At 65.4% G+C, this 24,018-nt stretch carries 17 protein-coding genes; 9 read left to right on the top strand and 8 right to left on the bottom strand.

What is annotated here, in order from left to right:
* Together O3301_RS18445 and O3301_RS18440 are read left to right on the top strand one after the other, a co-directional pair.
* On the top strand, nucleotides 1-837 hold the full coding sequence (locus O3301_RS18445; protein WP_305057090.1) for a PoNe immunity protein domain-containing protein: 837 nt from the start codon (nucleotides 1-3) through the stop codon (nucleotides 835-837).
* Complete coding sequence (locus O3301_RS18440; protein ID WP_305057089.1) at nucleotides 834-1,937, top strand: hypothetical protein; 1,104 nt, start codon at nucleotides 834-836, stop codon at nucleotides 1,935-1,937. The genes O3301_RS18445 and O3301_RS18440 overlap by 4 nt, the downstream gene beginning before the upstream one ends.
* Nucleotides 1,938-1,955: 18 nt before the next feature.
* Here the strand turns inward: O3301_RS18440 and O3301_RS18435 are convergent, their stop codons facing one another.
* The 5 genes from O3301_RS18435 to O3301_RS18415 are packed head-to-tail and all read right to left on the bottom strand — an operon-like array spanning nucleotide 1,956 to nucleotide 8,890.
* The gene (locus tag O3301_RS18435) at nucleotides 1,956-3,599 is read right to left on the bottom strand and encodes a DUF2235 domain-containing protein (RefSeq protein ID WP_305057088.1); all 1,644 of its coding nucleotides are present in this window, start codon (nucleotides 3,597-3,599) and stop codon (nucleotides 1,956-1,958) included.
* A 3-nt stretch (nucleotides 3,600-3,602) separates the two neighbouring features.
* Nucleotides 3,603-4,265 (bottom strand): hypothetical protein, encoded by a 663-nt coding sequence (locus O3301_RS18430; protein WP_305057087.1) that lies wholly within the window; start codon nucleotides 4,263-4,265, stop codon nucleotides 3,603-3,605.
* Nucleotides 4,266-4,278: 13 nt separating this feature from the next.
* The gene (locus tag O3301_RS18425; RefSeq protein ID WP_305057086.1) at nucleotides 4,279-5,199 is read right to left on the bottom strand and encodes a DUF4123 domain-containing protein; all 921 of its coding nucleotides are present in this window, start codon (nucleotides 5,197-5,199) and stop codon (nucleotides 4,279-4,281) included.
* Nucleotides 5,200-5,201: 2 nt separating this feature from the next.
* Nucleotides 5,202-8,090, bottom strand: coding sequence for a type VI secretion system Vgr family protein (locus tag O3301_RS18420; RefSeq protein WP_305057085.1), 2,889 nt, complete (start codon nucleotides 8,088-8,090; stop codon nucleotides 5,202-5,204).
* Nucleotides 8,087-8,890, bottom strand: coding sequence for a hypothetical protein (locus tag O3301_RS18415; protein ID WP_305057084.1), 804 nt, complete (start codon nucleotides 8,888-8,890; stop codon nucleotides 8,087-8,089). The genes O3301_RS18420 and O3301_RS18415 overlap by 4 nt, the downstream gene beginning before the upstream one ends.
* Before the next feature lie 220 nt (nucleotides 8,891-9,110).
* Between O3301_RS18415 and O3301_RS18410 the strand changes: the two genes are divergently transcribed.
* The 7 genes from O3301_RS18410 to tssA are packed head-to-tail and all read left to right on the top strand — an operon-like array spanning nucleotide 9,111 to nucleotide 18,398.
* Nucleotides 9,111-9,953, top strand: coding sequence for a M15 family metallopeptidase (locus O3301_RS18410; protein WP_305057083.1), 843 nt, complete (start codon nucleotides 9,111-9,113; stop codon nucleotides 9,951-9,953).
* 11 nt (nucleotides 9,954-9,964) lie between these two features.
* A complete protein-coding gene (locus O3301_RS18405) occupies nucleotides 9,965-10,234 on the top strand; it encodes a PAAR domain-containing protein (protein ID WP_077402302.1) in 270 nt (89 codons plus the stop codon).
* A 31-nt stretch (nucleotides 10,235-10,265) separates the two neighbouring features.
* Nucleotides 10,266-11,699 (top strand): hypothetical protein, encoded by a 1,434-nt coding sequence (locus tag O3301_RS18400; protein WP_305057082.1) that lies wholly within the window; start codon nucleotides 10,266-10,268, stop codon nucleotides 11,697-11,699.
* Nucleotides 11,700-11,752: 53 nt separating this feature from the next.
* Complete coding sequence (gene tssM, locus O3301_RS18395; protein ID WP_305057245.1) at nucleotides 11,753-15,517, top strand: type VI secretion system membrane subunit TssM; 3,765 nt, start codon at nucleotides 11,753-11,755, stop codon at nucleotides 15,515-15,517.
* Entirely contained in the window at nucleotides 15,514-16,497 is a 984-nt protein-coding gene (gene tagF / locus O3301_RS18390; RefSeq protein WP_289899073.1) for a type VI secretion system-associated protein TagF, read from the top strand. The genes tssM and tagF overlap by 4 nt, the downstream gene beginning before the upstream one ends.
* 2 nt (nucleotides 16,498-16,499) lie before the next feature.
* Entirely contained in the window at nucleotides 16,500-17,312 is an 813-nt protein-coding gene (locus tag O3301_RS18385; protein WP_289899074.1) for an OmpA family protein, read from the top strand.
* Nucleotides 17,313-17,360: 48 nt separating this feature from the next.
* Nucleotides 17,361-18,398: a type VI secretion system protein TssA gene (gene tssA, locus O3301_RS18380; RefSeq protein ID WP_305057081.1), complete on the top strand. Its 1,038-nt coding sequence runs from the start codon at nucleotides 17,361-17,363 to the stop codon at nucleotides 18,396-18,398.
* A 13-nt stretch (nucleotides 18,399-18,411) separates the two neighbouring features.
* Here tssA and tssH read toward each other — a convergent pair whose 3' ends face one another.
* Genes tssH through tssF form a run of 3 tightly spaced genes read right to left on the bottom strand, consistent with a single transcriptional unit; the run spans nucleotide 18,412 to nucleotide 24,016 of the window.
* A complete protein-coding gene (gene tssH, locus O3301_RS18375) occupies nucleotides 18,412-21,069 on the bottom strand; it encodes a type VI secretion system ATPase TssH (RefSeq protein ID WP_305057080.1) in 2,658 nt (885 codons plus the stop codon).
* A gap of 53 nt (nucleotides 21,070-21,122) precedes the next feature.
* The gene (tssG, locus tag O3301_RS18370) at nucleotides 21,123-22,208 is read right to left on the bottom strand and encodes a type VI secretion system baseplate subunit TssG (protein WP_289915974.1); all 1,086 of its coding nucleotides are present in this window, start codon (nucleotides 22,206-22,208) and stop codon (nucleotides 21,123-21,125) included.
* A complete protein-coding gene (gene tssF / locus O3301_RS18365; protein ID WP_289915976.1) occupies nucleotides 22,172-24,016 on the bottom strand; it encodes a type VI secretion system baseplate subunit TssF in 1,845 nt (614 codons plus the stop codon). Before tssF ends, tssG begins: the two co-directional genes overlap by 37 nt.
* Nucleotides 24,017-24,018 lie beyond the last annotated feature (2 nt).

Here is a 24,018-nt window from a genome sequence, read left to right as displayed (position 1 = left end):
ATGCAGACTCTGGACGAACACACTTTTTTGGCCTGGCGCAGGGAACCGCTGCTGTCCTACGCGATTTACCTTGAAAGCAAAGACAGCCACGACGAGTGCTTCGACATGGTGGAGGCAGGCTTGCAACAGCCTGCCGAAGTACTGCAAAATATCCCGCCAGAAAATTTCATGACGGCCACGCGCCAGCGGGCCTGGGATGGCATAGACCTGCTCAGCCTGGCCTACAGCGCCGGTCATACGATAGCCGATCTGCGCGCGCTGTATCCCACGATACTCGAACACTGGGAAGAGTTTGCCAACTATGACAGGGCTTTTGACGTGCAGGCCTGCGCTGCGGAACAGGGATTTCCCCACTTCGCCCTGCCCGGTGATGGCTACGAGCAGGTCAACCGCATGATCTGCCTTGGCATTCTCCTGGGTTGGGGCAATTTGCTGCCCCGCCTGGCGCCAGTCATCGATTTCAACAACCACGAAAAAGATGGGCTGGTCGAACGCCTGCTGGCATTTTCCATCGATAACAGGGATACCGCCTGGCCGGAATGTACCCGCCACTTGCCCTACGTCAAGACGCTCAAGATATTTGCGGCAGAAAAAAACCAGCGCCCGGCGCTGATGAAGGATTACCTGAGGCAATGGTATGACGCCAGCCGCCGCGAACCCTACTATGACAGCCACGCGCGCGACACGTCCTTTTCAGGCTACTGGTCATGGGAAGCGGCGGCCATCACCTGCCTGCTCGATATCGACGACAGCAGCTACCGCGATGCCAATTTCTATCCCGCCGACCTGGTGGCATTCCACCGTCAGCCACACTGTATGCGATCGGAGCCGGCATGAGCCACAAACCGGCCGTGATCGCAGCCTGCCTCATCTTCGCCATGCCCACGCTCTCGCACGCCACCGACGCCCCCTTCCCTGGGATTTATTCCGTCATCGATCCCGTCACGGGCATGACGCAGGATGTGCTGAAAATCGAACCGTTCATCAACGGCGAATTCAACGTCTTTCCCCGCTTCGCAGGGGAACGGGCGTGGGCCGGCGTGCTCTCTGGAAAGGTGATGGGCGCCAGGGACCGCTATCTGGAGGAAGCACTATTTCCGCAGGACAGCAAGGTACGCACCCTGGCCATCGCAGACATCGGCTACCTCTACCGCCCGCCCGGCGACAGCTATTCGCGCGACGGCCGTTCGGATACCGGCTACCTGAGTCATATCTTTGCCATCGGCATCAAGTCCATGCAACGCCGGCCGCTGCTGGCAGGCCATGCCGAACGCGGCGAGCGCGGCCAGCACGATTACCGGCCCCGGGCCGATGATGCGAAGATAGTGGTCAGCACCCTGAACTACAGCGCCCGTCCCATCCAGGTCGGCGTCAGCGATGCCGGCAATCCCGCCAATGCCGTCGATACCGATCCCCTGAACCCTTACATGAGCAGCGCCGCCAATTGCTGTTTCTACCTGCCGGCCACGCCGCACAAACCGGTACAGCTGACCATCGAGTACCGCTGGTTGCCTGACGGCAAGCCGGAAACGCGCACGCTGCCGTTGCCTGCCGGCAATGCCACCGAGGAGCTGCTGGTCGTCGTGCAAGCCGATGGCAAGCTGGCGCTGGAATTTCGCGCCCCGCACGAATCGCAGTCGATGACGGCGGATGGCAGCGTCAAGGCCGGCAACGGCAGGCTGTATCCTGCCCTGCCCGCTGCCGAGCGCAAGGCCGTGCTGGCCGCGGAACTGGCGCGTCAGCAACGTTCTCTCAAAGATATCAGCAAGAAACTGAAAAACCTGCCCCCGACGACACCGTTGCAGCTCACGCAGCGGGTGGCGGAACTGGTCGAAGAGCGGCAGGCCGCCGTGACGTATCTGGAAGCGTTTTCCGCATGCAAAGCGGCCGTGCGCGAGTGCGACAAGCAAGCCAGGGCGGCGGCCCGCGCCAGATAGCGGCTAGGCCCGTTTCTGCTAGGCTATCGCCGTGTCGCCACCTGTCGACGCTTCTTTCGGCACCAGCATCGCCTCTTTTACGCCGCCCGATGCCGGTTTTTCCCCCTCATATCGCCAATAAAGATATTTCTTGCCTCGTTTTCCCATGAAATACTGCCGGTTTCGGGACCAGCGACTGGCTTCAACAAAGCCGATACTGGCGTCACTCATCTGATTCTTGAATCCCGCAACAGAATCATGCACATAGCGATCGAAGAATTTGTCAAATAAAGTCCGCTCCGCAACCGACAGCGACTTTCGGAGCTTGCCTTTCCAGGCATCGTAGATCGCGTCCTCCAGCGGTTCCGTGGCACTGCGAAAAAAGCCGGTTTTCTTTTCTGCAATGTTCTGAACGTCGCGTTCCCATTCGCTGTCCGTCGTGGTCATGTACTTGTCAGGCGTGGCATACATGACGGACTGCCCCTTTGCGATGATGGCTTCGCGTTCTTTGCGCGCCGCGCGCTGGCGTTCCGTGCGTCCCCAGCGCCAATGATAGTAATTGTTCATGTGGCTGATGACTTGCGTCTCGAGCCGCTTGTCCGCGCTGACGTGCTTCATGTAAGCATCGAAGCATGCCTCCAATTCGCTGCTGATGTTAAACAGCGAGCCATAATCCTGAAGAACCTCTTCGGGTGACTTGAACGGCACCCCGGCGGCATATGCCGACAGATACATATTGCACAGCGGAATGCGCGCCAGTTCGTTTGACCGCCCCTCCTGATTCATGTCGTCATAACCGCCGCCCACGTCGGAGTGTGCCCCGGGATAAAGGGTTTCCCGACAGTTCGAGTCAGTGGCCTGGTCGATTCGGATAGAGTCTGATGGAAATTTCTCGCGCACTTCATGCGCTGCGACATAATGCTCGCAAAAGCGCACATACGGTGGAATACGCAGATCGGAGGCCCATTCCGCATGGCCGCCCTCGTCTGCCAGATACATCACGCCGCCCCAGACAGGTCCCAGGTGATATTTGAGATTGGACTCAAGGCGGCTACCGCCAAACCCCACCGAGGCCACGGTATCAAAAATGCCGAGGAAGTAAATCACCAGACGCGGTTGAATAAATCCGCCACTTTTGATCCAGATCAAACCATCTCCCTGCTGATAACACTGTCCAGCCAACTGACGCACAAAGGCCCGCGCCTGGGCCGCCCCCCGACTGAAACCAAACACGGCAACATTGATTTGATTTACATGCGGCATGTGTTTGTCCACCCGCACCTTCAACTCCTTCAGCATCCAGCTGATCCGGGCCTGCCCTTTGGCAGCCGATGCCATGCCGAGCGCCCCATCGATTCCATCACCGCTGTCTTGAATTTCCGGAAACGGCGTGCCGACCCCTGGCGTATATATCGCGTAGGTCTTGTTTTTTTCGTCTTCGGCCGTATGCGCAAACTTTCCCAGTTTCGCAATATTGCTGTACTTTACATTCGACGAAGCCAGCGAACCATTTCCATCTTTTTTGAAATTATTTCCAGTTCCATCAAAAAAACAACTGATCCAGACGGGCTTTCGGCAATCCGACTCCTTCGCACATTTCTCCAATTCCTTGCGATAAATTCCTCGGGCAAGTCTTTCACTCTTCGTGACGTCGCTAAGCCGGCGTATCGTTGGTTTACTCATGGTCTATTCCCTATGCGGTGTGCGAGGTATGCCATAAAAAGGATTCTCGATTTCCTGCTTGCAGAACTGGCCTTGGGGAAGGCGCGTGGCATGCAGTTTCACTTGCTCGGCAGCAAGTGGCGCCTGCGTCTTGAAGGTTCCCAGATGTGCCTGGACTGTTCCATCGGCAAGAAAGTGCAAGAGCACGGTGGTTGGACGATCTGGCCCTTTGGCGGGCAGAATGTCCACAGTGGCCTGACACCAGCGGCTTCCGGGAGAACTCTGCCTGGAAGTGCGTTCATCATAGTCAACACTCGATTTTCCATTGTGATAGGCAGTATCGAACACCACGCTCCAGACCACGCGCACTCTCAGCGGTTTATCCACGGGAGTGTCCCAGATAAAACAGCAATTTCCGCTACTGAAACGGACTTTTTCACCATTGTCCATTTCCGCCTCGCTGGCGTCGCGAAAAAAAATGGAACCGCCGCTGGGAGCTTCATCGATCTTGAATGGCAGTGAAATACCCTTGAAGGTGATGGAGTAAATATCGTACGGCGTGTAGTTATATGAGGTGGTAGTGAAGGTTTTCTCGCTTAATTCCTGTTGCAAGCGATTTTCCTTTTCCTTGGAATTGCAAGCGGCCAAAATAACCAGGCACAATACGATAGAGGTCAGTTTTTTCATGTCGGGATCGCATTCATATGCTGGAAGCGGAAATTTCTTCGAGTGCAGCCCATTGCTGGGGAGTCCAGGCCAATATCCGGTCGCTGAATGACTGCGCCGTTCCCGTGGCCTGCAAAGCGATGGCGGCGATTGGGGACAGATGAAAATCGGCGCCCAGCATGAGCGACAACATGCAGTAGCTTTTCAAGTCTGTGGGCGAACTGAGTCCATATGCCTGCGCCCTGCCCAGCTGTTGAAAGAAAAAGTCATAGCGCTGATCCGGAGGCAAACCGTCGAGCGCCTGCGGATCATCGCTCTCCATTTGCTTCATCAGCATGTACGGCGCTGTTCTATTCATCAGCTCGACATATTGATGTTGTGTCAAAAGCATTCGTTCACTTCCAAGGGGCACAGACTCCTCATCCTTCTCGCCAGGTACAATTTGTGGCACCCCACGCACGTCCATGTACAACCAGCCCGTGATTTCCGCGAGTGCAGCCTGGCGCTGCGCCGTTTCCAGCACGTCCAGCCAGTGCGGCAGGATAAGCGGATCGTAGTAGCGCATGATCCACTCCGTACCGTCATCGTGCTCCACCTCGGTCAGCCACGTCAGCCGTTCCAGCAATTGCGGCAGGGGCCGGTCAGAAACAATCAGCGACATGAAATGGGCGCTGCCGGCAGTGCAAAGCAATTGGGCGAGCAAGGGACATTGCTCGCCCTTGATATGCCGCAACAATATCGGGCCGGCGTACAGGGCGTCTGGCTCGGCCAATTCACCTAACAAGGAATACAACTCGACGCTGTGATCGCTTGGCAAGCGGATACGGGCCAAACCATCGAACTTGGCGCCGTCAATCAAGCTGTACAGGGTCACGCCCTGGTCGGCAGGATGGCTATCGAACAGCGCAAGCAGCTGCAAGCCGCAGGCGGGAGCCCCGCCATCGTCGTCGCGCATGCTTACTCCCCCTTCGCGGCAAAAGGCGAGCCGCTCCTGGCCGCATTTAACAGACATTCCTTGCAAATACTGCGAGGCATGACCGGCAGCGGGTAGCTTGCACGGGATGGCCCCGTAAAACTCTTCTTGCCGGCATGCACCGTGATCTTGCCGGGACACTGCACGGTGATGTTGCCGCCCTCGATCGTGATGTTCGCCCCGCCCGCCGTCGACAGGCGGATGCTCTTGGCCGCCGCCCAGTCGATGTGCGCGGCGGCGCTGACGATGTTGACTTCCTCGCGCGCCTGCACGTTGAGCACGTCGGCCTGCGCCTGCAGGTCGATGGCCTGTTTGGCGGCGATCAATTGCAGGCCGATATTGTTCTCGCCCGCCTTGACGACGCCGGCCAGGGCGCCGATGGCCTGGCCGCTGTGCACACGCAGCTGGCCGCCGCCGACGAACTGGGTGTCCAGACCGCTCATCAAGGAGGTGGTTTCGCCATTTGCCAGCTGGATATCCTGGCCCGCCAGCACGCCCAGGCCGGCGCGGGCGGCAATGGCGATGATGGCGTCGCTGCTGTGCGGCAACTTGTCATCGCCGGGGCTGGTCGGTTTGCCCGCCGCGTCGCGCCTGGCGGCGGCCGTATCGTCCTGGCTCAGCATGCCGGAGACGCTGGTCAGGAATGCCGGCAAGGGCGCCGCCTTTTCGTCGAGCACACTGGCATTCGCCTTGGCCGGCCCCAAGTGGCTCGCATACGCGACCGTCTTGTGCGTGACGGCGGCGGCGCTGAAGGTTGCACCCAGCTTGGCCGCCTGCTTGAGCAAGACCATGCCCGGCGCATTGTCGCCGGCCGGATCGCGCGCCTGCGCGTCGTGGTTGACGAGGTAGCTGGAAATCAGGAGCCCGGCGCCGGCCCGCACGGCGCCGTAAGCGTCGGTGCGCAGCTCGGCGCCCATGCCGCGCAGGCTGCCCCGGTAATTGTCGGCCGCATGGATCAGGTGGCCAAGATTGAGTTCGCTTGCCGCATGGCTGCTCTTGAGCTGGATGCGCCCCTGCTGGTCGGTATCGTCGAACAGCAACTGGTTGTAGCCGGCGGCGCCGAATTCCTTGCTGCGGATACCCCATTGCGCCGCGCCGTTGCGGTGGCCGGCGCTGCCGCCGGCCGCGCCATGCCAGACCGGACTGTTGCCGCCGGCCATGTTGCCCTGCGCCGATGGCGCATGGTCGCGCGCCGGTTCGAAGACACGGGCATCCGCGGGCTTGTCCGTGATGCCGCCCGGCGAGGGCGCGACGCCGCCCTCGCCCTGCCCGTTGTACAGGGCGCCGACGATGATGGGGCGGTCGATATCGTTTTCCAGGAATTGCACCAGCACTTCCTGGCCGATGCGCGGCAGGAACTGGCTGCCCATGCCGCCGCCGGCCGAGCGCTGCGCCACGCGTACCCAGCAGGTGGCGCAGCCTTCCTGCTGCCAGTGGAAACGGATGCGCACCCGGCCCAGCTTGTCGCAATGGATCTCGCTGCCGCCGCTGGCGCTGCCGTCGGCGCCGACGACGATGGCGCTCTGGCTGCCGCGGGCCGTCGGTGCCGGATGGTGGCGCGCATCGCCGCCCTCTGGTGCCGGGCGCCATGGCGTATCGGCCGCGATCGCCTCAATATGGTTGGCATAGCCACTCTCGACCGCCTGGGCGATCACTTGCTGGACATGCGCGATATCGCGCGGCGCCAGCGCCTGGCCAGCCAGGCCTTCCTGCAGCAATTCGGGTATGGGGCCGAATAGCTCAGCCAGGCCCTGCCTGGCGGGCGCCGGCAAGTTATTCACGCCCACGCTGTACACGCGCAGCACGACCAGCGCCGGCGCGTCGGCGCCGTCCTGCTGCAACGGTCCCTGCGTCAGAGTAAAGCGCGTGCCGGCACGCAAGGTGCGCACCGTCGAACGCGCCTGCCAGCGTTCGACGCGCGCTTCGAGCGCCTGCATCCGCAACAAGGCATAGTGTTCGGCCTGGGCCGCATTGGCATAGAAATACTGGCCTGGCGTGTCATAGCTTTCCAGCATGGGCGCATTTTTCCCACCCGGCGCCAAGCGCGTCGGCACGCTGGCGCTGACGGCCTTCTTGGCCTTGTAATCGTAGCTGAGCACGGTCGCCACCGCCGTGCGCAAGGCGTGTGCCCGGCTGAGCGCCTGGATGGCGTCGGCCTGCTCCATGGCCCGCGCGCCATGAAAACGGATGCCGCCGCCTTGCGCGCTGCTGGCGTCTTCAGGCACCGCGCTCAAGGCGCTGCTGTCGGCGAACAGTACCAGGCAATGGCCACCCTCGTGTTCTTCGAAACGCCAAGCCAGGCCTTCTTCGCCCAGCAGGCGCGTGACGAAGGCCAGGTCCGACTCGCGGTACTGGCAGCAATAGCTGCGCGGCGGCACCTCGGCCATGAACGGCCCCGTGTCGCCGCTCCAGCGCCAGTCGGCTTGCGGCGCGTAAGCCTGGAACACGCTGTCGACGATTTCGATGACGCTCTTGTCTTGCCAGACGCGGCTGTTGCGTACCTGGCTCAACAGCCATAGCCACGGCGTCAGGCGCAGCCGGAAACGGGCCAGTCCGCCGTCGCTGCCCAGCATCGCCGCTTCGCTGACATAGCCGCTGAAGACAGCGCGGCTGCCGTCGGCCAGGCTGACGTGCAGCGCGGCCCGCTTGCCCAGCAGAGGCGCCAGCGCCACATTCGCCTGCGTGGACAGCACGATGACGTCGCGCACGCCCACGGCCTGCAACTGCTCGTCGGCGACAAACGCTTCCACCAGCCACTGCGCCGTCCCGCCGTCGCCGGCGTCGCCGCCGTCCAGCGACAGCTCATACAACCGCGTCACACTGCTGAAACCAGCGAGGGAAGCGTTGACCTGAGCGGCGCTGGCGGCGCTCATTTTTCGCCTTTCACGGCAACTTGCCCGGCCTTGCATTGCGCGTTATCGGCATGGCCCTGGCAGGCGCGCGCGCGGCACGCGGCGGCGGCGTCGCGCTTGAGCGCCGCGCATTGCTGCAACTGGGTCCGCAGATTGGGAACGGTTTTCTTCGGCGCCGGCGCGGCCTGCGCGTGTGCCAGCAGGGCCGACAGCAGGGCGATATCGCTGTCTTCCGCGCGGCGGGCGGGCGTGGCCGCAGGCCCTTTCGCCGGCGGTTTTTTGGCTGCCGGACGGGGCGCCTTGGCCACCTGTTTCGTGACGGGTTTCGAGGCGGCGGCTGGGGGCGACGGCGTTTCCAGCGCCTTGCTCAGGACATCGCCGGGGTGCGCGGCACCCGCGTTCCGGGCAGCGGCAGTGGCGGCTGTGGCGGCAGCGCCGGCATCGAGCATCTCGCTCAGGCTCTGCTGCGGTGCGGCGGCGCCGGGCAGCGCCTCGTCACGGATGCTGGCGACGACCGGAGGCGCTTCCACGGCGGCGGGCGCGGTGGTGGCGACGGGCGGGGAAACCGGCGCCGCCCGCGCATCGTCGTCGCCAACCCGTTCGCCGCGCTGCCCCAGCCAGACGCCCGCTGCCAATAACAGCAGCAACGCGCCCACGCCTCCGCGCAGGGCCAGGCTGCGGCGCCTGGCCTTCGCGGACGCGCCGGCATTGCCACCCTCGAGCGTGCTCAGGATGCGGTTACGGTCGGCCTCCGCCTGCTGCGCCTGCGTCAACAGGCTGGGCCGGGCCGGGAGCCGGGGGCTATCGTCATGAGTTCGCAAAATGTGCGCTCCTGTAATATTTGCAAGACTTTACGCTATTCAACAAAATCATGACGCGTGCCATAAAATCAACAGTGCGCACCCTCCGCACAATTGAAAAAAGCCCCCCTTAATTATCAGTTTTGTAAGATATACTTCCAGGCAATATCCATCGATTCACTGTTTTTCCCGATGGGCAGCACCGTTCCCCGCAGCCAAACATTTCTTGATTGAGGTTAGCGTGTTCTTACTCGCGGTAGCGCTGTATTTCATCCTGGCATGCCTGATCAGCTGGCTGATCCTGTTCCCGGCCGGGCGCGATTTCGTGCTGCATGCCGTCGATGGCGCGGAGCAGCGCCTCACCGCCTGCCTGCAGCGCGTGGCCAGGCGCCGGCAGACGGGCATGGCCAGCCTGGGACAGCGCAGCAGCGCGCTGTGGGCCCGCACTGCCGACTTGCTGCGCCGTCATTACCTGCTGTGTCTCGCGGGCGTGGCTGCGCTCAGCCTGCCGACCCTGCTGGCCCTGATGGCCGACAGCAAATCCATGCTGGGCGCCTACGATGTATCGACGCGCGAAATGAATACGCAGGTCGCCAGCCTGCTGCAGGGCGAACAGCTGGTGCCGCCCGTCGACCTGCCGCCGCTCGTGTTTGCCACGGAAGAAGTGCGCCAGGAGCGCCCGCTGCTGGTATCGGCCAGCCGCAACTGGACCTTGCTGAATGTGGAATACGCCCAGCGCTTGCTGCTGGTCTTCAAGATCATGAAGGAAAAGCATGGCTACGAGATGGCGCTGCTGGAAGGCTATCGCAGCCCCGAGCGGCAAGACATGTTGGCGGGCATGGGTCCCAACGTCAGCAACGCGGCCGCCTTTCAAAGCTGGCACCAGTACGGCTTGGCGGCCGACTGCGCCTTCCTGCGCAATGGCAAGCTGGTCATTTCCGAGAAGGACCCGTGGGCCATGCGCGGCTACCAGCTGTATGGCGAAGTGGCCGAATCGGTCGGCATGACCTGGGGTGGACGCTGGAAAATGATGGATTTCGGGCATACCGAACTGCGCCTGCCCGGCGTAATGAAAAAACACTGAGGGGAGCGCGTATGGCGGGTCCGGTAATCAGATTGGGCGACAAGACATCGCATGGCGGCACCGTGCTGGAAGCATCGGCGGTGAGCGACAGCGGCGGCATCGGCATGGCGCGGGTCGGCGACAAGGTCGCCTGTCCCCTGCCCGGCCATGGCGTCTGCCCCATCGTCAGCGGCGACTCCAGCTTCATCGTCGATGGCAAGCCCGTGGCGCGCCACGGCGACAAGACCAGCTGCGGGGCGTTGCTGATCGCCAGCCAGCAAGCCACCATCGACCAGGCATGACGGCCCTGCCCATACGCGGAGGAGCCCGCTGATGCGCCCCTGGTTGCGACGCGGCCTGCTGACCGTGTCCGTCTTTGCGCTGAGCTGGACGGGCGCCATCGCCTACTGGCGCGACAGCACGCGCATGCCGACGCCGGGCGAACTGGCCGGCGCCATGCTGGCGCTACCGCTGGCCCTGCTATTGATGCTGTGGCTGGGTAAAAAACTGTTGGCCAGGCTCTTGGCCGGGCCAGCCCTGGCGGCGCCGGGTCTGGCAGCGCCACTCCAGGCCGAGGCGGCGACACCTCCCGCGGCACCGCTGCCGCTGCATATCGTGGCGGCCACCCTGCGCATGCCGGGCGGCGCCACGCCGTCAGAATTGCTGGCCGCCATGCGCTCCCGCCAGGCGCGACCCGCGCTCGACGGCCAGTTGCTCGATGAAGACGGCTATCCCCTGCTGTGCGGCAGGGTGGACGGCATCGACGAAGAAGAGCAGCAGCAAGTGCTGGCCGCCTGGCTGCGCGAGCATCCGCAGGCCGGCCTGGCCAGCGAACCGTTTCCCTTCAATCCGGAAGACGTGCGCGCGCTGGCCCTGGGCGCCGAAGTGCTGGCCGAACTGGTGGACGAAGCCCTGCAGCATGCGCTGTCCGCCGGCGCACGGGCCTCGCCGGCCAGCGCGCCGCCCATGCTGCGGCTGCACCTGCTGCTGCCGGCCTCGTGGAGCGCCGCCCAGCGCCAGGCCGGCGACGCCTGGCTGCGCTACCTGGCGCGCGAGCAGGGCTGGCCAGCGCAGACATTGCCGCCGCCCGCCGAAGCCGCCACCCGGCCACCGGCGCCGTTTGCCCTGTTGAACCAGCTTGCCGGCCATGCCGCGCCACCGCAGCCTCCCGGCCTGTCCATCGTGCTGGCCTGCGATTCGCACCTGGGCGAGCTGCGCGTGCATGTCCTGGCGAGCCAGGGCCAGCTGTTCAGCGCCAGCCAGGCGAACGGGCAGATTCCCGGCGAAGGCGCGGCCGGCCTGCTGCTGGCCATCTCTGGCGCGACGGCGCCACCGGACGAGCCGGCGCCTGTCCTGCTGCACCGCGCCGCCACGGGCGAACTGCCGCAAGGCGCCAGCCAGCGCGGCCCGGCCGACAAGAGCATGCTGGCGGAACTGGGCCGGCAGGCGCTGGCGGCAGCCGGCGACGATGCGGCGGCCGGCATCGCGCTGGTCAGCGCCGATACCGACCAGCGCGCCAACCGCGTGCTCGAACTGATGCAGTGCGCCGGTGCCATCTTGCCCCAGCTGGACCTGGGCGAGCAGGTGCTGGGCGTCGGCACCGCATGCGGCCAGTGCGGCGCCGTCACGACGCTGGCCGCACTGGCCATGGCGCGGCAGGCGGCCGACGACGGTGCGCACGTTTTATGTCTCAGCAACCTCGATCCACTGCAGCGCGGCGCCCTCGTCATTGGCCCGCGCGCGGAAAACAGTCACGGCACCACCTGATACAGCGACGTCCCATTCACGCACCTTAACGGTTTGCACACTATAAAACTATGATGCAACGATTCTGGCACTCCCTGACTTCACGCACCAGCCTGCTCATCCTCGGCATCGCGGCCGCCATCCTGCTGCTGTTCGCCTGCGCCGCCATTTTCGACTGGCCGGCCATGCGGCTGCTGCCCTTGCTGGCCGCGGCGGCGCTGCTGGGCGCCATCGTGTGGTGGCTGCGCCGCCGCCGGCGCCGGCGCGAGGGCGCCAGCTTCAACAGCATGCTGGAGCAGCAGGCGGCCGGCGCCGCGCCCAAGGCCGGTCCGGTGCAGCGCGAGGAAACCGAAGCCATCCGCAAGCGCATGCTGGAAGCGATCAATACCATCAAGACGTCGCGGCTGGGCCAGCTGTCGGGCGATGCCGCGCTATATGAATTGCCGTGGTACATGATCATCGGCAACCCCGCCGCCGGCAAGAGCACGGCGATCGCCAATTCCGGCCTGCAGTTTCCTTTTGTCGACAGCAAGATCGTGCAAGGCATGGGCGGTACCCGCAACTGCGACTGGTTTTTCACCACCGACGGCATCCTGCTCGACACGGCCGGGCGCTACGCCATCAACGATGAAGACCGCGCCGAATGGTTCGGATTTCTCGGCCTGCTGAAAAAGCACCGCAAGCGCGCGCCGATCAACGGCATCATCATCGCCGTCAGCATTGCCGAGCTGACCGGCAGCAAGCCGGAATTCGCCATCGAACTGGCCAAGAACCTGCGCCAGCGCGTGCAGGAACTGACGGAGAAGCTGGAAGTCCATGCGCCCGTGTACGTGGTCTTTACCAAGGCCGACCTGATCACCGGCTTCAGCGAATTTTTCCAGGATGCCGAGCGCGCCGAACGCGACAAGGTCTGGGGCGCCACCCTGCCCTACAGCGTCAACAGCTCGAAGCAGGATGTGCTGGAGCAGTTCGACCAGCGCTTCGACGAGCTGTACGATGGCTTGAAGGACCTCAGCCTGGCCAATATGTCGCTGCTGGGACGCGAGCGCATGCCGCCCGGCGTATTCACCTTCCCGCTGGAATTCAGTTCCGTAAAGGGACCGCTGCGCGCCTTCATCGCCACCCTGTTCGAGGAAAATCCCTTCCAGTTCAAGCCCGTCTTCCGCGGTTTCTATTTCACCAGCGCGCTGCAGGAAGGCGCCTCCGTCTCCGCCTCGTCGGAACGGGTGGCCCAGCGCTTCGACCTCAAGCCGCAGCAGCAGGAACACAAGACGGTCCAGGCCCAGGACCAGCACGGCTATTTCCTGCTGAACCTGTTTCGCAAGGTGATCTTCGCCGACAGGGAACTGGTGGCGCAATACGCCAGCCCACGCAAGACACGCTTGCGCTATGCCACGTTTTTCACCGCCATCGCGCTGGCCGGCCTGGCGCTGGGCGGCTGGAGCTGGTCCTACCTGGCCAACCGCCAGCTGGCGGCCAACGTGCAGGCCGACCTGGAGCAGGCCATCAAGGTGCAGGACCAGCGCCTGGACCTGCAGTCGCGCTTCCAGGCCCTGGAAATCATGCAGGACCGCATCGAGCAGCTGGAGGCGTACCGCAGCAAGCGGCCGCTGGCGCTCAGCCTGGGCCTGTACCAGGGGGATTTGCTGGAGCGCAAACTGCGCGAGGAGTATTTTTCCGGTCTCAAGGAAGTCATGCTCGCGCCGGTGGCGCAATCGCTGGAGTCCTTCCTCGCGGAAGTGAACGCGGGCGCCGACCGGCTGCAGCCGCTGACGGCGGCGCCGGCCGGCACGGCGGCCGCTGCCACAGTCGGCACGGCAGCCGGTACGGCGGTCGGTACGACAAGCCAGCCCTTCAAGGATGCCGCGCCGACGAATGTGGAGGATGCCTACAATGCCCTGAAAACCTACTTGATGCTGGGCGACAAGTCGCGCGCCGAGGCCGGCCACCTGAACGACCAGCTGACCCGCTACTGGCGCGGCTGGCTCGACGCCAACCGGGGCAACATGCCGCGCGAACAGATGATCCGCAGCGCCGAACGCCTGATCTCGTTCTACCTGACGCAGATCGACGACCCGTCCTGGCCGCAGATCGAGAACAAGCTGGCCCTGGCCGACCAGTCGCGCGACAGCCTGCGGCGCGTGGTGCGCGGCATGCCGGCGCGCGATCGCGTGTATGCGGACGTGAAGGCGCGCGCCGCCACGCGCTTCCCGTCGATGACGGTGGCACGCATCGTTGGCGAGCAGGACAAGGAACTGGTGCTGGGCAGCTACGCCATCCCCGGCACCTTCACGCGCGACGCGTGGGAAAAATACATCCAGCAGGCCTTCCAGGAAGCGGCCAACCGCGAATTGCAAAGCGCCGACTGGGTATTGAAAACGGCGTCGAAGGACGACCTGACCCTGGAAGGCAGCCCGGAACAGATCCAGAAGGCGCTGGTGGAACTGTACAAGACCGATTACGCGCGGGAGTGGCAGAAATTCATCCAGGGCGTCAGCATCCGCGAATTGAACGGCTTCGACAATGCGGCGCAGGCGATGAACCGCCTCGGCGATCCGCAAGCCTCGCCCCTCAACAAACTGATCGAAACGGTGTACCAGGAAACCTCGTGGGACAACCCGTCCCTGCTGGGTCAGGGCTTGCAGCGCGCCCAGCGCGGGGCGATGGACTGGTTTCGCGAAACGGTGCTGCGCCAGAAGCCTGCCGCCGCGGCGGCGGGCCAGGCCGGCAGCGCCATGCCGATGGGGCCCGTCGGCCGCGAATTTTCCGGCGTGGCGCGCCTGGTGGTGGCGCGCGACAAGGAAGCCTCGCCCATGCGCGGGTACCTGGCGGCCCTGTCGAAGCTGCGCGTGCGCTTCAACCAGATCAAGAACCAGGGCGACACGGGCCCCGGCGCCAAGCAGCTGATGCAGCAGACGCTCGATGGCAGCGGCTCGGAGCTGGCCGACGCGCTGAAATACGTGGACGAGCAGATGCTGACCGGCATGAGCGACCCGCAAAAGCAGGCCATCCGCCCGCTGCTGGTGCGCCCGCTGATGCAGACCTTCGCCGTCATCGTCAAGCCCACCGAGACGGAAATCAACAAGGTATGGCTGGCGCAGGTGCTCGAACCGTTCCAGAAAACCCTGGCGCCGAAATATCCGTTCGCGCCCGACTCGCGCATCGAGGCGAGCAATGCCGACATCGGCCAGGTATTCGGCCCGGAAGGCGCCATCGCCAAGTTCTTCAACACCACCATCGGCCCGCTGGTCGTGCGGCGCGGCGACGCCATCAGCGCCAGGACCTGGGCCGCGATGGGCATCACCCTGGCGCCGCCGGTGGTGGCCAGCCTGCCCGGCTGGGTCGCTCCGCTCAGCGCCAACGGCGTGGCCACGGCGGCCGGCGCCGCCGAAGCGCAGACGCGCTTCGACCTGCAGGCGCTGAGCGCGCCCGGCGCCACCGAATATACGATCGAGATCGATGGCCAGGCGCTGCGCTGGCGCGGCCAGCCGCAGCCCTGGGTGCACATGGTCTGGCCCAATCCGCAGGGCGTGCCCGGCTCGCGCATCAGCGCCATCACGCCGGAAGGGCGCACCGTGGTACTGCTGAACGAACCGGGTCATTTCGGCCTGAAGAAGATGATCGACTCGGCCAGGCGCACGCGCAAGGAGGGCGGCGTATTCGAACTGAGCTGGGAGAACGGCGGCGTCACCGTGATGGCCAACCTGAAGATCGTGGCCGCGACCGCGCCGGCCGCCACCTCCGCCGGCAACCAGGGTTTCCGCGGCCTGAAGCTGCCGGAATCGGTCGTCATCGGCGCGCCGGAAACGGCCACCGCCATCGCCGGGAACACGCCATGAGCCGCCCTACCGTTACCCAGATCGGCTATTTCGGCAAGATCCCCAGCCGCGGCGACTTCATCAAGCACGGCGACAACCCGGCCCTGCTGAAGATGCTCGATGAGTGGCTGGCCAACGCCATGGAACTGATGACGGCCGATGCGCGCTGGAAGCTGACCTACGACGCGCTGCCGCCGCTGCATTTCGCCTTCATCGGCCCGCGCCGCGGCCGCGCCATCGCCGGGCACATCGCCGCCAGCAGCGATGCCTCGTCGCGCCGCTTTCCCTTCCTGATGATGGGCGCCATGGAAGTGGCGCAGCCAGCCGGCTTCGTGCCGACCAGTCCGCTTGTGCTGTCGCGCCTGTGGAACCGCCTCGATGCTCTGAGCGCCGAAATGTGCGGCGCGGCGGCCGGCGCCGCGCTGCCGGCCGCCGCGGCGGGCGCCAGCATCGAACTGGACTTGCGCGGCAGCGCCTACGATGCCGCCTTCGACGATTTCCTCGGCTTGCAGACGGTGGGCGCGCTCGACGCCCTGCTGGCGCCCACGGGTTTTGGCGGTTCCGTGCGCCAGGTGCTGCTGGCCCTGGGCATGCTGCTGCAGCCCGTCATGGCCAGCAGCTCCAGCCGGCTGGAAAAAAGCCTGGAACTGCCGCTGCCGGCCGACCCGCTGTACCGCAATCTGGTGGCAGCCTTCTGGATGCACCTGATCGCCCCGTTCCTGGCGCGCGCCGATTTCGAACTGGCGCTGTTCATCACCCGCATCCGCGGCCGCCATGCGCTGGTGCTGGGCTTTTGCGGCGCCTCGGCGCAGACCCTGCACGCCATCATGGAACCGCAGGCTGCGCTGGAACACCACATCGGTTTCGACGACCTGGCCTGGGTCGAGGAACACGCCAACAGCGACTACGCCATCAAGAAAGCCTCGAGCTACCTCGCACAGCCCAACCTGTCACTCAAATCGGCGCATGACACGTTTCGTGCCGCCTTCATCGGGACCTGATCATGCGCCACCTCCGCCTTGCCATCCTTCTCAGCCTGGTATTCGCCCCGGCCGGCGCCAGCGCGCAAAGCGCCGCCGTGCCGGCGGCCGCTGTCTCGGCGCCCGCCGCCGCCACGCCGCAACCGGGCCAGGTCCTGGCCAGCGGCACGGTGCCGGACGAAGCGGCCAAGGCGGCGGTGCTGGTGCGTCTGCGCGAACTGTATGGCGCCGACAAGGTGGTCGACCAGATCGCCGTCGGCCAAGTCGCGCAGCCAGCCAACTGGAACGCCTATGTGCAAAAGCTGCTGACGGCGGACCTCAAGCAGATCCGCCGCGGCCAGCTGAAGATCGAAGGCAGCGTGGTCAGCGTGCGCGGCGAAGTGGCCAACGAGGCGCAGCGGCAAAAGATCGCCAGCGACTTCGCCACCAGCCTCAATCCCACGTACACCGTCAACAACGGCTTGCGCGTGTCCGCCTCCGACCAGAACATCCTCGACGGCACGCTGGCCAACCGCACCATCGAATTCGAGAGCGGCAAGACCACGCTGACGCCGTCTGGCCGCGCCATCCTCGACGAAATGAGCGCGGCGCTGCACAAGCTGGCGGGCCGCAAGGTGGACATCATCGGCCACACCGACAACCTGGGACTGCGCGCCAGCAATCAGAACCTGAGCCAGGCGCGCGCCGAGGCGGTCAAGACCTACCTGGCCGGCAAGGGCATCGACGGCGACCTGCTCAGCGCTTCCGGACAGGGCCCGGACCGTCCCATCGCCAGCAATGACAGCGCCGATGGCCGCGCGCGCAACCGCCGCATCGAATTTCGCATGGTCCAGTAAGACCGCCACGCTTCCCGCAAGCCATCCGCCCCACTGCCGAGAACACACATGATTTCAGCCGACCAGCTCCTGCTTCCCATCAGCGCCGAACAGCCATGCGGCGTCGATCTGTCCTTCTCCACCGACTTCGACGCCATCGGCCAGGCGCGCAAGTTCGATGACCCTACGCTCGACCAGGGCGAGTGGGTCACCGACCTGAAGGAAGCCGACTGGGCCTTCGTACTGCAGCGCTGCGCCACCCTGCTGGGCGAAAAGAGCAAGGACTTGCGGCTCGCCGCCTGGCTGGCCGAAGCTTGCGCCAGGCAAGACCATTTGCGCGGCCTGGGCGAAGGCTATCGCCTGCTGGCGGGCCTGCTGCGCCAGTACTGGGACCTGGGCCTGTACCCGCAGCCCGATGGCGACGACCACGAGCAGCGCATCGGCAACCTGAGCTGGATCCTGGCGCGCACGCCGTCCCTCGTGCGCGCCATGGCGCTGACGGACAAGCAGTCGGGCGGCTGGTCGACGGTCGACTTCGAGACGGCGCGCAAGCGGGCCGCCAGCAACCAGGACGGCGTCAACGGCACCAAGCTGGTGGACATGGAGGCGGCGCGGCGCGGCACGTCGGCGCAGTTCCGCGCCGCCTTTGCCGCCGACGCCCAGTTCTGCCTGGACGCGCTGGGCGAGCTGGAACAGGCGGCCGATACCCGCCTGGGCAGGGATAGCCCGGGCTTTTCCATGGCGCGCGAGGCCCTGCAGGCGATACAGCTCGCCCTGCCTGCCGCCGCCACGGCCATCCCTGCCTCCAGCGTCGCCGCCGCGCCGATGCCGGCTGGCGGCCAGGCGGCGGTGGCTGCCATGCCGGCGCTGCTGCCGGCGGCGCCCGGCGAGCTGCAAAGCCGCGCCCAGGCGCTGGCGCAGCTGCGCCAGGTGGCGCAGTACTTCCGCCAGACGGAACCGCACAGCCCCGTCTCCTACTTCGCCGACAAAGCCGCCAACGCCGGCGAGCAGAACCTGCACGAATGGCTGCGCGGCGTGGTCAAGGACGGCGCCTCGCTGGCCCACATCGAGGAGCTGCTGGGCATTGCGCCCGGCAGCGGCCACTGAGCCGGCTAGACGCCTATTTGATCGTGTACCGGAACTGCCCCTGCTTGCCGGCGCTGGCCTTGATGCGGCTGATGCCCTGCCCTTCCGCCATGCGCGCCAGCACGGCTTCGGCGATTTCCGGCAGCAGGCTGCCATTCAGGATATTGTCGACATTGCGCGCGCCCGAATCGACTTCGGTGCAGCGCGCCAGCACCGCCTCGACCAGCGCCTCGTCGTAGAGGAACTCGGCCTGGTGATTGGCGGCGATGCGGGCCGCGATGCGGCCCAGCTTCAGGCCGATGATACGGGCCAGCACATCGTCGCCGAGCGGATAATAGGGAATCACCTTCAGGCGCCCCAGGAACGCGGGCTTGAAAACCTTCAGCAGCTGCGGACGGATGGCCAGCTCCAGCTGCTCCGGCGTCGGCAACTGCTCTTGCGGCAGGTTCAGGCACGCCTGCATCATGGCGGCCGACGCCACGTTCGAGGTCAGGATGATGATGGTATTCTTGAAATCGATCTCGCGTCCCTCGGCATCGTCCATCACGCCCTTGTCGAAGACCTGGAAGAACAGCTCCATGACATCAGGATGCGCCTTTTCCACCTCGTCGAGCAGCAGCACGCTGTACGGATTGCGGCGCACCGCCTCGGTCAGCACGCCGCCTTCGCCATAGCCGACATAGCCGGGCGGCGAACCCTTCAGCCCCGACACGCTGTGGGCTTCCTGGTATTCGCTCATGTTGATGGAAATGAGCTTGCGTTCGCCGCCGTACAGCACGTCGGCCAGCGCCAGCGCCGTTTCCGTCTTACCGATGCCGGACGGGCCGACGAACAGGAACACGCCCTTCGGCTTGTCCGGGTCGTCCAGGTTGGCGCGCGCCGTGCGCACGCGCTGCGCCACCGCCTCGATCGCGTGGGGCTGGCCCAGCACGCGCTCCTGCAGCAAGCCCTTCAGCCGCAGCACCGTCTTGAGTTCATCCTTGACCATCTTGCCCAGCGGGATACCGGTCCAGCCGGCGACGATTTCCGCCACCACGTGGCCGTCGACCTGCACCGGCACCAGCGGTGTCTCGCCCTGCAGCGACGCCAGCTCGGCCTGCAGCGCCAGCAGCTCGCGCCCCTGGCCCGCGTCGGCTGGCTTGCCCTCCTCGAGCTGCCGGCGGATCGCCTGGATCTGTTCCGACAGCGCCTTTTCGCCATCCCAGCGCGCGGCCAGCTGCGCGTGTTCCTGCGTGGCGGCGCCGCGTTCGACGTCGAGTTGCTGCAGCCGCGCGCCATGGCGCGCGCCGCCGCTCTCCTCGCGCGCCAGGGCCGAAGCTTCCGCATCGATGCGCTCGCGCCGGCGCGCCACGCTGTCGAGCAGGGCCGGCGTGGCGCTCTGCCCCAGCGCCACCCTGGCGCAGGCCGTATCTAGCACGCTGATGGCCTTGTCCGGCAGCTGGCGGCCCGCGATGTAGCGGTGCGACAGGCGCACGGCTTCGGTGATCGCCTCGTCGAAGATGCGCACCTTGAAATGCTGTTCCATCAGCGGCGCCATGCCGCGCAACATGGCGCACGCCAGCTCTTCGCTCGGTTCCTCGATCTTGACGACCTGGAAGCGGCGCGCCAGCGCGGCATCCTTTTCAAAATATTTCTTGTATTCGCCCCACGTGGTGGCGGCGATGGTGCGCAGCTCGCCGCGCGCCAGTGCCGGTTTCAGCAAGTTGGCCGCGTCGTTCTGGCCGGCGCTGCCGCCGGCGCCGATCATCGTGTGCGCCTCGTCGATGAAGAGGATGATGGCGTGCGCGCTCTTGCCCACTTCGGCGATGACGTTTTTCAGGCGGTTCTCGAACTCGCCCTTGACGCTGGCGCCGGCCTGCAGCAGGCCCATGTCCAGCGTGTGGATTTCCACGCCCTGCAGGATGTCGGGCACGTCGCCCTGCACGATGCGCAGCGCCAGGCCCTCCACCACGGCCGTCTTGCCGACCCCGGCCTCGCCCGTCAGGATGGGATTGTTCTGGCGCCGCCGCATCAGGATATCGATCGCCTGGCGGATTTCCATGTCGCGCCCGATCACGGGATCGACCTTGCCGGCGCGCGCGCGCGCCGTCAGGTTGACGGTGAACTGGTCCAGCGCCGGCGTTTTCGACGCCGCCGCGCCGGCCAATTCCCCCACGGGATCGCCGCCGGCGTCGCCCGCCCCCTCCTGCCCTGCAGCCGCCTCGCCGGCTTCCTGCGAACCCTCGGTCAGCTTGTCGAGCCCGTGCTTGATCTCGTCGAGCTTGAATTCGTGGAACAGCGCCGAGCCCCGGTAGGCCAGCTGCGCCAGTTCCGGCTCGGTCAGCAGCGCCTGCAGCAGGTGACCGCTGCGGATGCTCACCTGCCGCCCGGCCCGCAAATCGAGCGAAGCGATCAGCCAGGCATGCTCGAACAGTTTCGGCAGGCGCACGGAAAACACGGGCGTGCGCGCATTGCCCGTCTGCAGGCGCGCCACTTCGGCGCGCAAATCCGCTTCCAGCATGCTCACGCTGACACCGCTCCTGCGGGCAATCAGCACGAAATCGCTGCGCGGCTGCTCCAGCAAGGCGAGAAAGACATGCTCCAGGTCGACTTCATACTGCCCCAGCCCGACGCACAGACTGGCCGCGCGCGTGGCGGCCGTGCGGCAGGTGTCGTTCAACTTGCTGATCAGGGTTTTCAGGTTGATGCTCATGGGGCGGCGGTCCTTGTCGGGTGATGGTTGGCGAAATCGGTGGAGTGGCGCGCTCAAGCCGGCGCATGCAGTTCATAGCGGACATCGGCGCGGTCGCACGCCTCGCCGCCGGTGATCAGGAAACTGTCCCAGCCCAGCCGCCCGCCGCTGCGCGGCACTGCCAGCGCCACGCCCTGCACGTCGGCGGCGCGCAGCACCAGCTGCACTTCGTATTCCAGGCACAGGCCGGTGAACATGGCGAGCATTTTCTCGAGCGCGAGGGCGGCCGCGCCGCCGGGCAGGAAAGCGTCGAAGTGGCGGCGGGCCAGGGGGCCGATGGTCAGCCGCAGGCGCAAGTCGCGCTGCCAGACGCGCGCACCGACCATGGCGGTGGCGCCCAGCACGGCGTTGCTGCCGCCCAGCGTGCTTTGCTGCTCGCGCGGCACGTCGTACCAGCAGCCGACAAACTGGCTGACGGCGACGCGCTGCCCGAAATACTCGGACAGCACCTGGCCAATCATCACGGCCGACGGCGGCCGGTGGCGCATGGCGGCGGCAAAGTAGCCCACCGATTCGTCGAGCACGCCCGTGCCGTCCCCCGCCAGACGCTGGCGCAGCGAGGCGTTGCCCAGCCCTGCCAGCGACAGCAGCAGCGGCAGGAACTGGTCCTTGCCATCGAGCTGATACGTGAGCTCCAGCCGGTACTTGCGCCAGGCTTCATAGAACAAGGCCAGGGCGCGGTTCGAGAACGTGTCGAGGAAGGCGCGCGGCCCCTCGTCCTTTTCATACAGCTGGTGCGTGGCGATGCGTTCCGTATAGTGCAGCGGCAGCGCGCCGGCGACGCCGAGAAAACCCATGAAGGCTGGCGTGACGCGCACATATTTCAGCTGGGCGCTGCGCAGCGCCGCGCCCAGGGCGTTGGCGTCCGTGGCCAGTTCGCGCGGCTCGGGCGCCAGCGCTTCGATCTGGCTGGGGGCGAAGTCGAGCGAGACGGAATTCTGGAAGCGCAGGAAACTGGCCACCGCATCGTCGTGCGGCAAGCCATTGCGCCTGAGCCAAAGCTCCAGCATGCGTACCGCCTGGAAGTACTGGAAGCGGCAAGGCTGGGCAAACAGGCGCTCGATTACACTAGGCTCGAATCGCCGCTGCGTGGTTTGCATCGCCACAGCTCCTCTCCTGATTTTTTTGCCAGCACCACCAGCTGCGTGAAGCTGTTCGCATGCACATACAAGCCCAGGAAGCACTCGATCACATGCGCAAAGGCGTGGATGCCGCTGCCGACGAAGGCCTCTTCATCTATCGTCAGCCGCACTTCGACGCCGCGCACCAGGCAAGCGAAGGGATTGCCTGGCAGCCAGGCATTGGCGGCCTGGTGGGCGATGGCCGTGATGCCGCGGATTTGCCGCTGCGACGTGGCCGAGCGCGGCAAGTCGTACAGTGCCAGCATTTCCTGGAACGCTTCCAGGCCGCTGCCGGCCAGCGACAGGTGATTCAGCGACAGATGCGAAATCAACCGCCAGTGGGCGCCCCTGCCCCGTTCGAAACGGTGCGACTCGCTGGGTTTGCGCAGCAGGCTGATGCTGCGCACGCTGGAGCCGCCCTCGAGGAACAGGTCGCCGCCGTGCAAGCCGTAGGTCAGCTGCGCAGGCAAGTCGCGGTTGGTGCAGCTCAGCTCCAGGCTGAGCGTGTCCGTTTCCACCGCGGCCGGATCGAAATCGATGTCGACGATCGAGATCTGCATCTCGTAGCCGGGACTCTTGCTGGCGATGATCTCGTCGCGCCGCATGACCCAGTAGTGGCCATCCCTGGCCGGGGTCTCGCCATGGCGCAGCGAATAGAATGGGCGGAATTCCACCACGGATTCGCCCTGCGGCGTCTGCCGCACCAGCTTGACCGAGTCGATGGCCTGCACCTCGAACGCATACGCGCGGCGCGCATCGGCCAGCACGGGATAGCTGGCGGCCGTGTGCGTGAGGCGGATAGGCTCGCCGCGCTGGCGGAACAGGTTGACCACCGGCGTGCAGCCCAGCAGCAGGTTGTGCGTGTTCATCGTCCCCAGCAGGCGTGCCGTGTTCGAATCGGTGCGCAAGCCGCTCAGCGCCAGGTGCAAGGTGATGCGACGGCTGCCGGACGGCAGCGCGGCGCACAGCGCGCCCAGGTCGATGTCGAAGAAATTGAATTTTTCGGGAAAGCAGAAATACTCGGTCAGCAGCCGGTAGGCCGGATGCGAGCGGGCGGAAAACGGGATCAGTGCATCGTCCTCGGCAAAGCCGGCGCTGCGCACGGGAATGCCGTCGAGCGCGACCCAGCTGCCGCTGCCGTCCGCCTCGGCATAGGCCTTCACGGTGCGCATGAACAGAGCGTCGCGCAGCGCCGCGCAAAACGAGGGCTGGCCATCGATGAACACGCGCAGCGACGCCAGTCCCAGCTGGGCCAGCGACAGCTGCGCGGCGCTCGACTCGATGGTGATGCGCACGCCCGAGGTGGCATTCGCCGGCAGCAGCACCTGTTCCGGCGCCTCGATGATGGCGGAAAAAGCCGCATGCGTGAGCGCCAGCGGCGCCACCGTCACGGAATAGGCGGTACGGAAGGTGCAGGCCACGCCTTTCACGGGGCGCGTCGTCAGCTCCGTGCCTCGGGCGATTTCCGCAGGCGCCGTCAGCTGCGCCGCCGCGGCGCCGTAATCCATGCGCGCGATCGAGCACGAGGGGAATGGCCGCAGGTAATGCGGATACAGCACTTCGAACAGCGCTTCGGTAAATTCGGGATAATCGTCGTCGATGCGCTTCGAGATGCGTGAATTGAGCAGCGCGAACGACTGGATCATGCGCTCGATGTGCGGGTCTTCGCACACCTCGCCGCCCATCAGCAGGCGGCCGGCGATCTTCGGGTAGCGCTCGGAAAACTCGCGCGAATAGCGGCGCAGGAAACCCAGTTCGCGCTCGTAATAGGGCAGCAATTCGTCCAAGG

This window comes from Janthinobacterium sp. SUN211, assembly GCF_030587315.1.
In the GTDB taxonomy this organism is placed as follows: Bacteria; Pseudomonadota; Gammaproteobacteria; order Burkholderiales; family Burkholderiaceae_D; genus Janthinobacterium; species Janthinobacterium kumbetense.
Note: the sequence above shows the minus strand (reverse complement) of the source record. Positions and strands in the feature narration are given on the sequence as shown.